Source organism: Pseudomonas sp. GW456-L12, from assembly GCF_059424045.1.
This window is the reverse complement of the sequence record NZ_JBWKZA010000024.1, coordinates 86,102-99,891: the sequence shown is the minus strand read 5'-3', so window position 1 is coordinate 99,891 and position 13,790 is coordinate 86,102. Positions and strand designations below refer to the sequence as shown.

15 protein-coding genes and 1 pseudogene are annotated in these 13,790 nt (G+C 61.5%); 13 read left to right on the top strand and 3 right to left on the bottom strand.

Features of this window, described 5'->3' with window-relative positions:
- Positions 1-103: 103 nt before the first annotated feature.
- Positions 104-1,015 (top strand): polyphosphate kinase 2, encoded by a 912-nt coding sequence (gene ppk2 / locus AC07Y9_RS24435; protein ID WP_173679745.1) that lies wholly within the window; start codon positions 104-106, stop codon positions 1,013-1,015.
- A gap of 65 nt (positions 1,016-1,080) precedes the next feature.
- On the opposite strand, the gene AC07Y9_RS24430 is transcribed toward ppk2, so the two are convergent.
- Together AC07Y9_RS24430 and AC07Y9_RS24425 are read right to left on the bottom strand one after the other, a co-directional pair.
- Positions 1,081-2,424, bottom strand: coding sequence for a sensor histidine kinase (locus AC07Y9_RS24430; protein ID WP_102678566.1), 1,344 nt, complete (start codon positions 2,422-2,424; stop codon positions 1,081-1,083).
- Entirely contained in the window at positions 2,421-3,131 is a 711-nt protein-coding gene (locus AC07Y9_RS24425) for a response regulator (RefSeq protein ID WP_009045463.1), read from the bottom strand. Before AC07Y9_RS24425 ends, AC07Y9_RS24430 begins: the two co-directional genes overlap by 4 nt.
- 168 nt (positions 3,132-3,299) lie before the next feature.
- On the opposite strand from AC07Y9_RS24425, the gene AC07Y9_RS24420 reads away from it, so the two are divergent.
- The 10 genes and pseudogenes from AC07Y9_RS24420 (at position 3,300) to AC07Y9_RS24375 (ending at position 11,241) form a co-directional block, all read left to right on the top strand.
- Complete coding sequence (locus AC07Y9_RS24420) at positions 3,300-4,088, top strand: MlaA family lipoprotein (protein WP_102678567.1); 789 nt, start codon at positions 3,300-3,302, stop codon at positions 4,086-4,088.
- On the top strand, positions 4,075-4,350 hold the full coding sequence (locus tag AC07Y9_RS24415; RefSeq protein ID WP_085532271.1) for a hypothetical protein: 276 nt from the start codon (positions 4,075-4,077) through the stop codon (positions 4,348-4,350). The genes AC07Y9_RS24420 and AC07Y9_RS24415 overlap by 14 nt, the downstream gene beginning before the upstream one ends.
- A gap of 206 nt (positions 4,351-4,556) precedes the next feature.
- Positions 4,557-4,733 (top strand): hypothetical protein, encoded by a 177-nt coding sequence (locus tag AC07Y9_RS24410; protein WP_164486677.1) that lies wholly within the window; start codon positions 4,557-4,559, stop codon positions 4,731-4,733.
- Positions 4,734-4,937: 204 nt separating this feature from the next.
- A pseudogene (locus AC07Y9_RS24405) lies at positions 4,938-5,436 on the top strand (PAAR domain-containing protein).
- Between the two features lie 3 nt (positions 5,437-5,439).
- The gene (locus tag AC07Y9_RS24400) at positions 5,440-6,174 is read left to right on the top strand and encodes an alpha/beta hydrolase (protein ID WP_007929476.1); all 735 of its coding nucleotides are present in this window, start codon (positions 5,440-5,442) and stop codon (positions 6,172-6,174) included.
- Complete coding sequence (locus tag AC07Y9_RS24395) at positions 6,171-6,701, top strand: hypothetical protein (protein ID WP_256580849.1); 531 nt, start codon at positions 6,171-6,173, stop codon at positions 6,699-6,701. The genes AC07Y9_RS24400 and AC07Y9_RS24395 overlap by 4 nt, the downstream gene beginning before the upstream one ends.
- Before the next feature lie 137 nt (positions 6,702-6,838).
- Positions 6,839-8,788 (top strand): alkaline phosphatase D family protein, encoded by a 1,950-nt coding sequence (locus AC07Y9_RS24390; protein WP_102678569.1) that lies wholly within the window; start codon positions 6,839-6,841, stop codon positions 8,786-8,788.
- 102 nt (positions 8,789-8,890) lie between these two features.
- Positions 8,891-9,481: a DedA family protein gene (locus AC07Y9_RS24385; protein WP_102678570.1), complete on the top strand. Its 591-nt coding sequence runs from the start codon at positions 8,891-8,893 to the stop codon at positions 9,479-9,481.
- A 122-nt stretch (positions 9,482-9,603) separates the two neighbouring features.
- Entirely contained in the window at positions 9,604-10,854 is a 1,251-nt protein-coding gene (locus AC07Y9_RS24380; RefSeq protein ID WP_102678571.1) for a 2-aminoadipate transaminase, read from the top strand.
- A 147-nt stretch (positions 10,855-11,001) separates the two neighbouring features.
- Positions 11,002-11,241: a hypothetical protein gene (locus AC07Y9_RS24375; protein ID WP_053262524.1), complete on the top strand. Its 240-nt coding sequence runs from the start codon at positions 11,002-11,004 to the stop codon at positions 11,239-11,241.
- A gap of 9 nt (positions 11,242-11,250) precedes the next feature.
- On the opposite strand, the gene AC07Y9_RS24370 is transcribed toward AC07Y9_RS24375, so the two are convergent.
- Positions 11,251-12,072: an amidohydrolase family protein gene (locus tag AC07Y9_RS24370; RefSeq protein ID WP_102678572.1), complete on the bottom strand. Its 822-nt coding sequence runs from the start codon at positions 12,070-12,072 to the stop codon at positions 11,251-11,253.
- A gap of 73 nt (positions 12,073-12,145) precedes the next feature.
- Here AC07Y9_RS24370 and AC07Y9_RS24365 point away from each other — a divergent pair, with 73 nt between their 5' ends.
- Positions 12,146-12,502: a hypothetical protein gene (locus AC07Y9_RS24365; protein WP_146021745.1), complete on the top strand. Its 357-nt coding sequence runs from the start codon at positions 12,146-12,148 to the stop codon at positions 12,500-12,502.
- A complete protein-coding gene (locus AC07Y9_RS24360) occupies positions 12,486-13,760 on the top strand; it encodes a glycoside hydrolase family 68 protein (RefSeq protein WP_102678573.1) in 1,275 nt (424 codons plus the stop codon). The genes AC07Y9_RS24365 and AC07Y9_RS24360 overlap by 17 nt, the downstream gene beginning before the upstream one ends.
- The last annotated feature ends 30 nt before the right edge of the window (positions 13,761-13,790 follow it).

The following is a 13,790-nucleotide window of genomic DNA, read 5'->3' as shown; positions in this document are numbered from 1 at the left end:
CAGCAAAAGCGCCCCACGCAAGCCCGCCACCCCACGCCCGCGCCGGCCACGCGCTACCACCAAACCTGCCGCGGCCAAAACCGCCGAGGCGGAAATCAGCGCCATCAGCCAGCAGCCGGTCGCCCTGCAGGTGGCCAGCGCGCCCCATGGCAGTAATGAAGACAGTTCCACCGCCAAGCTGCCGGCCAGTTACCCGTACCGCAGCCGCATGCGCCGCGCCGAATATGAAAAGGCCAAGCAGGAATTGCAGATCGAACTGCTCAAGGTACAAAGCTGGGTCAAGGAAACCGGGCAGCGCGTCGTGGTGCTGTTCGAAGGGCGTGATGCCGCGGGCAAGGGCGGTACCATCAAGCGCTTCATGGAGCACCTGAACCCGCGGGGCGCGCGGATCGTCGCCCTGGAAAAGCCCAGCGAGCAGGAACAGGGCCAGTGGTATTTCCAACGCTATATCCAGCACCTGCCCACCGCCGGGGAAATGGTGTTCTTCGACCGCTCCTGGTACAACCGCGCCGGGGTCGAGCGGGTCATGGACTTCTGCTCGCCCCTGCAATACCTGGAGTTCATGCGTCAGACGCCCGAGCTGGAGCGCATGCTGTGCAACAGCGGCATCCTGCTGTTCAAGTACTGGTTCTCGGTCAATCGCGACGAGCAACTGCGCCGCTTCATTTCGCGCCGCGACGACCCGCTCAAGCACTGGAAACTCTCGCCCATCGACATCAAGTCGCTGGACAAGTGGGACGAATACACCGCCGCCAAGCAGGCGATGTTCTTCCACACCGACACCGCCGATGCGCCCTGGACGGTGATCAAGTCGGACGACAAGAAGCGCGCGCGGATCAACTGCATCCGCCACTTCCTGCATTCCCTCGACTATCCGGGCAAGAACCTGCGCGTGGCCCATCAACCCGACCCGGTGCTGGTGGGCCGGGCGTCGCGGGTGATGGAGGAAGACGAGCGGGTGTACAACCAAGCGGCCGCGGAGCCGGTGCGCAATCCGCAGGCGACACTCGCCTAAGCAGCCAGCCTTGAAGCAGCCCCCGCTCCAGGATCGCTGAAAGATCCTGAAGCGGGGCCAGCCAGCTAGATACCCTGCACCGGCAACAACACACAGGCCTGCAGCCCGCCACCGTCACGGTTGCGCAAGCGCAGCTCGCCGCCGTGCTCCAGCACGATCGCCCGCGCCGCGGAAAGCCCCAGGCCGACGCCGCCGGTGTTGCGGTTGCGTGAGCTTTCCATGCGGAAGAACGGTTCGAACACCTGTTCCTGCCACTCGACGGGAATCCCCGGCCCGCGATCCAGCACACAGACCTTCACCTGCTCGGCATCCGCCAGCACTTCAATCGCCGGTTCGCTGCCGTATTTGATGGCGTTTTCCAACAGGTTGCTCATGACCCGCTTGAGTCCCAGCGGGCGGCCGAAATACACCAGGCGCGGCGGGCCGCTGAACGCGATGTCGATGGACTGGTCGCGGTAATCGTCGACCAGGGTTTGCAGCAGTTCCGCCAGATCGAAGGACGTCGCCTCCTCCAGCCGCGCATCGTCACGGAAGAAGTCCAGGGCCGAGTTGATCATCGCCTGCATCTCGTCGACGTCATGGAACAGCCGGCGCTGCTGCTCGGGGTCCTCGATGAACTCGCCGCGCAGGCGCATGCGCGTCAGGGGGGTACGCAGATCATGGGAGATCGCCGCGAGCATCTGCGTGCGGTCCTTGATGAAGTGCTGCAACTGGGCCTGCATGGCGTTGAACGCGAGGATCGCCTGGCGAATCTCGTGGGGCCCGACCGGCTCGATGGGCGGCGCGCGAAAGTCCACGCCAAAGCGCCGCGCGCCCAGGGCGAACTGCTGCAAGGGCTTGGCCAGGCGGCGGGTGGCGATCAAGGCGACCAGGACAGTGGACAACAACACCAGCCCGATCACGATCAGGTTACGCGGCCCCTCATCCAGCCCCCAGTTGCGCGAGACCGAGGAGAACATCAGCCAGGAGCCGTCGCTCATCTGGATCAACAACGCATAAGGTCCGCCCGGCTCCGGCCAGTCGCTGGGCTGGTAGGCTTCAATGTGCCCTGCCCCCGGCCTGAGCAGTTGCTTGAGTTTCGTCGAACCCTCGCGGTACTCCGGCTCATCGACTACCGGTACCTCGATATCCCGTCGCGTAGGGTGCCAGGTCACGCTCAGGCCGTGGTCGCTGACCGACTCGGCCAGGCGCGCGCGTTGCGTCGGCTGCGAGGCATCGATCAGATTGCTGATGGACGCGATCTTTTCCACCAGGCCGGATTCGCTCAACGGCGGCTTGGCCCAGACCCCGGCCAACTGCACGAACAGCGCATTGAACGCCAGCGCGGTGAGCATCGCCATCAGGGTGGTCAGGGCGATCCAGCGGGCGATGGTGTCGCGCGGGCCGCCCGGTCTGTGTCTTGCTCTCATTGGCGGGTCACGCTGGGGGTGAACAGATAGCCGCCATTGCGCACCGTGCGAATCATCGCCGGGCGCTTGGTGTCGAACTCCAGCTTGCGCCGCAGGCGACTGACCTGCACATCGATGCTGCGGTCGAAGGCGTCATGGGCCTGCCCGCGCGCCAGGTCGAGCAACTGCTCGCGGGTGAGGATGCGTTGCGGATGCTCGACGAACACCAGCAGCAGGTCGAACTCCCCCGCCGACAGCGGGATCATCACCTGGTCCGGCGAGCGCAGTTCGCGGCGGGTCAGGTCCAGTTGCCAGTCGGCGAACCGGATCAACGGGCGCGGCACCTCCCCGGTCACCGGCCGACTCTCCCCGGCCCGGCGCAGCACCGCGCGCACCCGGGCCAGCAACTCGCGGGCATCGAAGGGTTTGCTCAGGTAATCGTCGGCGCCCATTTCCAAGCCCACCACGCGGTCGCTCAATTCGCCCATGGCGGTCAGCATGATCACCGGCACGGCGTGCTGCTGGCGCAGGCGCTGGCACAGGGTCAGGCCATTTTCCCCCGGCAGCATCAGGTCGAGAATGATCAGGTCCGGCACCTGCCGCTCCAGCGCCGCCCACAGCGAAGCGCCCTCGGTGGCGACTTCCACCGAGTAACCGTGTTGCACAAAAAATTTCTTCAGCAGCGCGAGGACCTCAAGGTCGTCGTCCACGATCAACAGACTGCTCACCAGTGTGTATCACTCAAGCTCGGAATGAGCTGTCATTCAAAACCATTGGACGCGGCCCGTCATATATTTCAACGCGGTAACAAACCGACAACCACGCAATAAAGCAGACATCTTTAAGCAAAACGCCCATGCCAGCATCGGCCTCCCTGTTCCCAAGGTCCGCCGCCCATGCGCTCATTCCTGTGTTCCGCCCGCCTGCCTCGTCATACCGCCCTGCTGCTGTCCCTGTCCTACCTGGCGGGCTGTACCAGCCCGGGCCCCACCACCCAAACCGACTGCGCGAAGGTCGACTATCCGATCTATGACCCCGCCGAGCCAGTTAACCGTGGCGTGTTCGCCTTCAACAAAGCCGTCGACGACTACGCACTGGCACCGGTCGCCCGCGGTTACCGCCACCTGCCCGACTTCATGCAACAGGGTGTGCACAACTTCGCGAGCAACTTCGGCGAGCCCAAGGTATTCATCAACGACCTGTTGCAGGGCAACCCGCAGCGCTCGGTCAACAGCCTGGGGCGCTTTGCGGTCAACACCACGGTCGGCGTGCTCGGCCTGTTCAACGTCTCGGACCCGCTCGGCATCCCACGCCACACCGCCGACTTCGGCCAGACCTTCGGCGTGTGGGGCATCGGCAACGGTCCCATCGTCGAACTGCCGCTGTTGGGCACCAACAACAGCCGCGACTCCGTGGGCAAGATCCTCAACTTCGTGGTCTCCCCCTTCGGCGACAACAGCGACACCGTACAGACCCTGGGCACCGTCGCCATGGTCGGCGGCGTAATGGACGGTCGCGCCGCCCTGCTGCCGCTGACCGATAGCCTGAAAACCATGCCCGACTACTACAGCGCCCTGCGCGACGTGAACGCCGAACACCGCGCCGCTTTCGTGCAGGAAGGCAAGCAAGGCGCTACCAGCCCCACGAAAAACCGTTGTGAAGGAGCGACTCATGATGACTTCTGAAACCGACGCCCTGGTCCTGCTGCAACGCGTGGCCAAACACGGCGACGCCTCCCTGCAATGCCGCGAAGTCAGCCTGCGCCTGTCAGACGACCAGCAGCACCTGACCCTCAGCCGCTACAGCGAGCACTACAGCCCCGAAGGCCTGGAATGGGTCGAACGCCAGCACCGCATCAGCGTCACCGAGTTGATCCGTTGGGTGATCAAGCAGGGGGAGCCGCAGGTGTTGGTACAGAGTAGAGAGTCGCAAAGAGCTTCGGCTTAAAACCGAGGCAAGCGCCTGCCCTGGACGCTAAGGCCAAAGAGCCTGATTGGAGAGCCGCGTCTGAGTGTTCGATCAAGAATTGTCGGCCACTCAAACCAGATAATTCCTATAAAAATAATGATAACTCTGACTTGGTTTGTTTTTTTAAAGCGCAGTGTCATGGTTCGGCAGTCACTAATCCTGGTGACTTACAAAGAGAAATAAACATGGCACTAAAAGCAGGCGCAACCGCTGAGATCAGCGAAAAATGCCCACAAGGTGGTATTTGGTATCCCGCCGGTAGTCCGGATAAAACCCGGTCAATCGGCATTGGCAACACGATGCCACCAACTCCTAATGGTGAATCCCACTGGGTACTTAAGACTCCGACCGGCGATAATTAAAAACAGGTAGTTTCACCATGTCTTGTGTGCAGCCCTCCCTCGGTTTCCGGCGGAGGGCTTTTTGCACCTCGGTAGAAAAATACGTATGCCTGTACATCAACAAAAACCGAGTCATCTGCTGGAAGTTCAGATTTGAAGAACCTGCTCGGCTACTGCATCATGCGCGCCCCAAATGGATGACTCGCAACACTTCAAGGACCGATCATGAGTGGCAAACCCGCTGCCCGCGTCAGCGACCCAACCGCCTGCCCGCTTCCCGGCCACGGCACCAACCCTATCGTCACGGGTTCGCCCAATGTCATTTTCGACGGCTTGGCCGCCGCTCGAAAGAGTGACCAATCAGCTTGCGGCAGCCCGATAACCGGGGCGGTTTCCAGCACTGTATTCATCAATGGCTTGAATGCCGCCACGCTGGACAGCACCGGCGGGCACGGCAACATCATCATCGGGGGGCTCCGGCACCGTCATCATTGGCGACACCGTGGTCAACGCCCCCTTCACCGGGCTCTTGCCCATGCCGGTGAACTTCACTGACCGTTTGAAGCTGGTGAACGATGTAACGGGCGAACCGATGCCCAATCATGCTTACGTGATCCAACGGGCCGATGGGCGCCTTGAGCATGGGGTTTCGGATGCCGCTGGTTTCACCCATGAAATCAGCTCGCATGTTGCAGAAAGCATCAAGTTGTTTTTGGAAGAGTGACGCATGGAAGCCAACACCATTACCTCGGCGAACGGTAAACCCGTTAAGTTGAAAGCTGAGCACACGCTTACAGATAAAAAAGACAAGAGTGACAAAGTCATTCCTATCGAAAGCACCAAGGCCATTGTGTTTTTTGTCGGGGGTGCAGGGGACAAGGAAAGTTATTATTTTTCTGGCCCTTATGAAAATATAAAATACGCACAAGAGCCCTTAGATAAGCGAGCCAATACCTTACAAAAACAAGGAAAATACAGATCCGCATGGCTTGGGTACAACCAGATTAGAGGAAAGAAAGATATCCAGAAAAATGTCCTGAATATTATCCCTTATAAATCGTGCCCTATTTACATTATTGGCCATAGCTTGGGAGGCTGGAACAGCGGGCATTTGACTAAAACCATGGCTGACTGGGGGTACACCATAACAACACTGGTGACTCTCGACCCCGTCGGAGAAGGTACGCTGGTGTGGCTTGGCTCTGACATTGCCGGATCTGCGCCTACACCGGTTGCGGAGAAGTGGATCAACATCAGAGCCACACCATCCAAACCTGACGATTCAGACAAAGTCGCGGACTTTGGTGAAAGATGGATAATGAATAGCGGGCCTGATTTGAATCTAAACATGGATATTAATCATGCAAATGCATTTGGTATGTTCATGCGGCCAATTGTGGGCTCACAATCCGCCTGCGATATCATCTTTGAATCCATTACCAACAAGCTGGCAAAAACATGAAAAGACTATGGCTGCTTCTACTGGCTATCGCCTGTTCCTCCTGCGCAAAAGATCATGAGAAACCGCCAGCAGACTTGAGTTTCATTTCTGTCGAACGCAAAGCGGATCTTTCGCTGTACATCATCCGCTACGAATCAAACATCAACCTTCTGGATCTCTACGGAAGAGGTATGGGAGAAGGTATTGCCTCAGCTCAATTTATTTGTGCATTAGACGGTGACTATGACTTTTCTGTTGAGCATGAAATTGCGCGTTCTGCCTATGGCAGGATTCAGGCTGATGCGACACAAACGAATCAACCAACCTCAATCTTTTTCACTGAAGCCTTTTTGAGTGAAACCCTCGACAAAGGACAATCCCGTCGCAACCTCTCTGTCGAAGAATTGAACGCTCTGTTAGCCAACAAACAGACGATTCCGTGCAAAACACTCATCACCGCCTACGGCTACAAGGCCTACTACTCCAACACCCTGCAATTACCTGTTGCCGATCTGCTTCGAGAAATCAATAAACCCGAGACCCCGTAGCGCTCTACGAGCACCGCGCAGTTCTTACCCCCTCCCTGCGTGACTCTCCCAAGCAACCTGAGCACTGGCTGACAAATCTTCGACATCAGCTGCGGTACTATCGGCGCTTCCGTCTGCCGTATGAGCTTTGAATTCGCGTGTCTCGAACGTCCCCCTCGACCGCTGCTAGCAACAACTTGCCCTGCGTCCTCGCCGGCCCTCTGCTGCGCCGCCTGGAACCCACGCGGCTGGTGCTATGGCTGGTGGGCTCGCGTGCGCTGGAGCTGACGTTGCGTTTGCAGGCCGGCAGCGAGGCGCAAATCCGCGACTACCCGCTCACCGCCGAGCAGTGCCAGGTGATCCCGGTAGGCCAACACGCTTTTATCCACCTGATCGATCTGCCGCTGGACAATCCCCTGCCTTGCGATGTGCCCATCGACTACGACCTGCTGATCGCCAACGCCGACGGCTCCAGTTCGGGGATCGCCGAGTGGGCGCCGCATTTGCTGTATGGGCAAAAGCAGCAGCCGGATTTTGTGCTGCACAGCCGCATCCAGCAATTGGTCCACGGCTCCTGCCGCAAACCCCATCACTCGGCGGACGAGGGTTTGCTTTGCGTCGATCGCCTGCTGGCGGAAACAGCCGATCCGCAGCAACGCCCTGCCCTGCTGCTGATGACCGGCGACCAGGTGTACGCCGACGACGTGGCCGGACCGATGCTGCGGGCGATTCATGCGCTGATCGAGCGCCTGGGCTTGTTCGGCGAACATCTGGAGGGCGCGGTGGTCAGCGACAGCGCCGCGCTTTACCGGCATCGCGCCAGCTATTACAAACGCGCCGAATTGCTGCCGGCGCTGAAAAGCAACGAGACCCTGCGAGAGCGTTTCTTCGGCGGGGTGAAGAAGCCGATCTTCACCAGCAGCAGCGCCGACAATCACCTGGTGACCTTCGCCGAAGTCATGGCCATGTACCTGCTGGTCTGGTCGCCGCTGCCCTGGCGCCTGATCGATCCACGACCGCCGCAGCTGGATGCCAAGGAGCAGCAGCGCTACCAGCGCGAACAACTGCGGATCGAGGCTTTCGCCAAGGGCCTGGGCGGCGTGGCGCGGGTGTTCGCCCACCTGCCGAGCCTGATGATCTTCGACGACCACGACATCACCGATGACTGGAACCTCAGCGCCCAGTGGGAAGAAACCGCCTACGGCCACCCGTTTTCCAAACGCATCATCGGCAATGCGCTGATCGCCTACATGCTGTGCCAGGGCTGGGGCAACAACCCGGATGCCTTCGCCACACCGCTGCAACACACCCGCGCCCTGAGCGCCGAGGCCCAGGGCGATGCGCGCTACCTGGACAGCGCCACCCAGGACACCCTGATCGACGAGCTGCTGCGTTTCCAGCAATGGCAATACACGCTGCCCACCACCCCGGCGCTGGTGGTGCTGGACACCCGCACCCGGCGCTGGCGCAGCGAGTTCAACCTGGCGCAGCCCTCGGGCCTGCTCGACTGGGAAGCCCTGAGCGAGCTGCAACATGAACTGCTGGATCACCCCTCGGCAATCATCGTTTCACCGGCGCCGGTGTTCGGCGTCAAGCTGATCGAGACGGTGCAGAAGGTCTTCAGCTGGTGCGGCCACCCGCTGCTGGTGGACGCGGAAAACTGGATGGCCCACCGCGGCGCGGCCCAGGTGATCCTGAATATTTTCCGCCACTCGCGCACCCCGGGTAACTACGTGATCCTCTCCGGCGACGTGCATTACTCCTTCGTCTACGAAGTGCTGATCCGCCACCGCAAGGGCGGCCCGAAGATCTGGCAGATCACCAGCAGCGGCATCAAGAACGAGTTTCCACCGACCCTGCTGGAATGGTTCGACCGCCTCAACCGCTGGCTGTATTCGCCACGCTCGCCGTTGAACTGGTTCACCCGCCGCCGGCTGATGCGAGTGGTGCCCTACAGCCCCGAACATCGCGAGGCCGGCGAACGGCTGTGGAACTCGGCGGGCATTGGCCAGGTGTTCTTCAACGACAAAGGCCAACCCCGGGAGATCTACCAGCACAACGCCAATGGCGCACCGAAAACCCGGATGCTGGCGCCAGAGGAAGACTAAACCCCGCCGAGCGATTCGCAACAATGGATTCGCTCGGACACGCTATGGTTCAGCCGGTTGATCGCACCACCCCATTAGCTCTTCAAAGGCTCCCGGATTCCCATGCTCGAACACCTCGACCTGCATGCCCTGCTCGCGACCTACGGTTACTGGGTGATCGTCCTCGGCTGCCTGCTCGAAGGCGAAACCGTGCTGATCCTGGGCGGCATGGCGGCGCATCAGCAAGTGCTGGACCTGTGGGTGGTGATTGCCGTGGCGACGGTCAGCGGGATGTTCGGCGACCAGTTGCTGTTCTGGAGCGGGCGGCATTTCGGCGGGCGTTTGTTGCCGCGCCTGAAGGGCCAGCAGGCCACCATCGAGCGGGTGACCGGGCTGATCCGGCGTTACCCCTCGACCTCGGTGCTGGCGGTGCGTTTCATGTATGGCATGCGCTGGGTCGGCCCGGTGGTGATCGGCGCCAGCGGGCTGTCGCCGCTGCGTTTCACCCTGCTGAATATGCTCGGCGCGCTGCTCTGGGCCACGCTGTTCGTCTGCGGCGGCTACTGGGCCGGCGATGCGCTGGAGCATCTGTTCGGTGATTTGAAGCCTTATCGCCTGCCGATTGTCCTCGGTGTCGTGGTGCTGGTGGTGCTGGTCGCCCTGCTGCGTCAGCGCCGGGCCAGGGCCAGGAACGCCGCGCCGCTTAACGACTGATCCCGCCCCAATCCAACATCCGGAATTTTCATACTGACCCCCGCACTTTATTTCGTTTGCGGCCCCACCCCGCTCTTGGCTTAGATAGCCCGCATGTTCCAGGCAGACAGAGCCCTTAGCCCATGAGCAGCGAAAGCATCAGCCAGTCGATTTCCATCGTTCACCCCATCCGCCTGAGCCACGGCAAGAATGCCGAGGTGTGGGACGAGAATGGCAAGCGCTACATCGATTTCGTCGGTGGGATCGGCGTACTCAATCTGGGGCATTGTCATCCGCGGGTGGTGGCGGCGATCCAGCAGCAGGCCACCCGGCTGACCCACTACGCATTCAACGCGGCGCCCCACGGGCCCTATGTGGAGTTCATGGAGCGGCTGGCGCGCTTCGTGCCCTTGAGTTACCCGGTCAGCGGCATGCTCACCAACAGCGGCGCGGAGGCGGCGGAGAATGCCTTGAAGATCGTCCGTGGTGCCACCGGGCGTACGGCGGTGGTCGCCTTCGACGGCGGTTTCCATGGCCGCACCCTGGCCACCCTCAACCTCAATGGCAAGGTCGCGCCCTACAAGCAGAAGATCGGCGTGCTGCCCGGCCCGGTGTATCACCTGCCCTACCCGAGCGCGGACAACGGCGTGACCTGCGAGGAGGCGCTGAAGGCCATGGACCGGCTGTTCAGCGTGGAGATCGATGTCGCCGAAGTGGCCTGTTTCATCGTCGAACCGGTGCAGGGCGAGGCCGGTTTCCTGGCCCTGGACGTCGAGTTCGCCCGTGCCTTGCGACGCTTCTGCGATGAACAGGGCATCCTGCTGATCGCCGATGAAATCCAGTCCGGTTTCGGCCGTACCGGCCAGCGCTTCGCCTTCACCCGGCTTGGGATCGAACCGGACCTGGTCCTGCTGGGCAAAAGCATCGGCGGCGGTGTGCCCCTGGGCGCGGTGCTTGGGCGCAAGGCGCTGCTGGACAACCTGCCCAAGGGCGGCCTGGGCGGCACCTATTCCGGCAACCCCATCGCCTGCGCGGCGGCCCTGGCGACCCTGGACGAGATGAGCGATCACAATCTGCAAACCTGGGGCGAACGCCAGGAGCAGGCCGTCGTCAGCCGCTACCAGCGCTGGCAGGCCGAACACCTGACGCCTTATCTAGGGCGCCTGACCGGGGTCGGCGCCATGCGCGGCATCGAGCTGGTCAAGGCCGACGGCTCGCCGGCCCCGGAGCAACTGAGCGCACTGCTCAGCGCGGCGCGGGACGCCGGCCTGCTGTTGATGCCCAGCGGCAAGTCGCGGCACATCATCCGCCTGCTGGCGCCGCTGACCATTGAGCCGCAGGTGCTGGAAGAAGGGCTGGATATTCTCGAGGGCTGCCTGGCGCGGTTGGCATGACACCACGCGTTTGCACAAAAGCCGCTCGCCATGGACACTGGCGCGCCTCATGCCATCGACAAGGAAGTGCAACATGACATGCCCCAGCTACAGAGAGCGGCCCACGGCCGCCAGCCCAGGAATCTTCGGCCGCGGCGAGCAAGACTCATGAAGCAGTACATCCCCTTTCTACTGCTATACCTGCTGCTGATGCCGCTGTACTACTGGATGAAGCCTTACCCGCTGAGGAAATGGACAGGCTTGGCCATGGGTCTGGCCGGGCTGCTGTGGATACTGTTCTTGCCCCCCATATTGGGCGATATCGATACCGGGCTGGCCGCCGTGGCGCTGGTGACCATGGGCAGCTCGCTGTTTTTCAGCCGACGCCGCTACCAGGACCACGCCTGAGGCGCTGCGTTACAAGCCGAACACCCGCCGCGCATTGCCCTGCAGGAACTTGTCCCGCACCGGCTCCGGCAGCTCCAGGGCCTGGACCTGCTGCATGCATTTGGCGAACGGCAACTGCGGGAAATTACTGCCGAACAACACCTTGTCCTGCCCGTAGGTGCGCATGAAATGCAGCAGCTGCGGCGGGTAATAGGCCGGCAAGTAGGCCGAGGTGTCGATGTAGATATTGTCGTGCTTCCAGGCCAGGCCGATCATCTCGTCGGTCCAGGGGTGGCCGATGTGCCCGGCGACGATTCGCAGTTCCGGGAAGTCCAGCGCCACCTCATCCAGATAAGGCACCGGCCGCCCGGTTTCCGAAGGCATCAGCGGGCCGGTGTGGCCGACCTGGGTGCAGAAGGGAATGCCCAGCTCCACGCACTTGGCGTACAGCGGGTAGTACAGGCGGTGGTTGGGCGGCAGTTTCCACAGCCAGGGCACGATGCGCAGGGCCTTGCAGCCCAGCTCGCCCACCGCCCGCTGCAGCTCGGCCAGCGCCGCCATCGGCCGGCTCAGGTCCACCGTGGCCACGCCGACGAAACGCTCGGGATAGGCGCGGGTGAATGCAGCAATTTCATCGTTGCTGAACACCCAGCGCTCCGGCCGGCACCAGGCCGCCAGCATCAGCTTCTCGACCCCGGCCTGGTCCATCAGCTCGACGGTCTGCTCGATGCTCAGCGGCTGGTCCAGCCAATGCGCCGAACCGGATTTCTCGAACAGCCGCGCCACTTCCGGCAACAACTGCCGCGCCCGGCCGTTGGCCGGTTGCGCCCATGCGTCGATTGCACCCTTCATAGATCTATCCCCTCCGCTGACGGTGATCCAGGCGACGAAGGGCTCAGGCTACGTCCGCGCCACGGCAGCGACAATGTTCGCAGCGCTCGGCGGCGTTGACCGATCCGCCCAGGTTCGGCGCCCACCCTTTACCTGGTTCCGTCTCCCTCCTTTCCCCTTCCCTGCCCCTCGGACCGACCAGCGGTTCCAAGCGCGCATTTTGCTGGCATCGTCGCTGATCAGGCCGAAAAACAAACTTCTGGAAACACAACAAGCTGAAACGTATCAGCTCCAGCAAAAACGGCAATTATGCATAAATGCAAATTTACCCTTGACCCGAAAAATCGCCTCGCTTAAGGTGAAATTGCTGTATGCACATACAGTATTTTTTAATGAGCATTTATGTGAATCCATTCACGGACGAGGTATTACCTATGAAAAGCAACACTGAAAAATTCGACAAAACACCCCATCAACCCAGCCTCTGGACTCGCGCCGATGCGCTGAAAGTCCATGCGGACGATCCCACCACGACCCAGCCACTGGTCAGTGCGGATTTCCCGGTATTGAGCAACGAGGTGTTCATCTGGGACACCATGCCGCTGCGCGACCTGGACGGAAACATAACCTCCGTCGACGGCTGGTCGGTGATCTTCACCCTGACCGCGGATCGTCATCCGAACGACCCGCAGTACATCGACGAAAACGGCAACTACGACATCACCCGCGACTGGAACGACCGCCATGGTCGGGCAAAGATGTACTACTGGTTTTCCCGTACCGGCAAGGACTGGGAACTGGGTGGCCGGGTGATGGCCGAAGGGGTTTCGCCCACAGTTCGCGAATGGGCCGGCACGCCGATCCTGTTGAACGAACAGGGTGAAGTGGACCTGTACTACACCGCCGTCACGCCGGGCGCGACCATCGTCAAGGTGCGTGGCCGGGTGGTGACCACCGAGCATGGCGTCAGCATGGTCGGTTTCGAGAAGGTCAAGCCGCTGTTCGAGGCCGACGGCAAGATGTACCAGACCGAAGCGCAGAACCCCTTCTGGGGCTTCCGCGATCCATGGCCGTTCCGCGACCCCAACGACGGCAAGCTGTACATGCTGTTCGAAGGCAACGTGGCCGGCGAGCGCGGCTCGCACAAAGTGGGCGAAGCAGAAATCGGCGACGTGCCGCCAGGTTATGAAGACGTCGGCAACTCCCGTTTCCAGACCGCCTGTGTCGGTATCGCCGTGGCCCGTGACGAAGACGGCGACGACTGGGAAATGCTGCCGCCGCTGCTGACCGCGGTCGGCGTCAACGACCAGACCGAACGCCCGCACTTCGTGTTCCAGGACGGCAAGTACTACCTGTTCACCATCAGCCACACCTTCACCTATGCCGACGGCGTGACCGGGCCGGACGGGGTGTACGGTTTTGTCGCCGATTCGCTGTTCGGTCCCTACGTGCCGTTGAACGGTTCCGGCCTGGTGTTGGGCAACCCGTCCTCCCAGCCGTTCCAGACCTACTCGCACTGTGTGATGCCCAACGGCCTGGTGACCTCCTTTATCGACAGCGTACCGACCGACGAAAGCGGCACGCAGATTCGTATCGGCGGTACCGAAGCACCGACGGTCGGGATCAGGATCAAAGGGCAACAGACCTTTGTGGTGGCCGAGTACGACTACGGTTACATCCCGCCGATGCTCGATGTAACGCTCAAGTAATAGCGACACCGGGCGTTCAGGCAGCGGGTT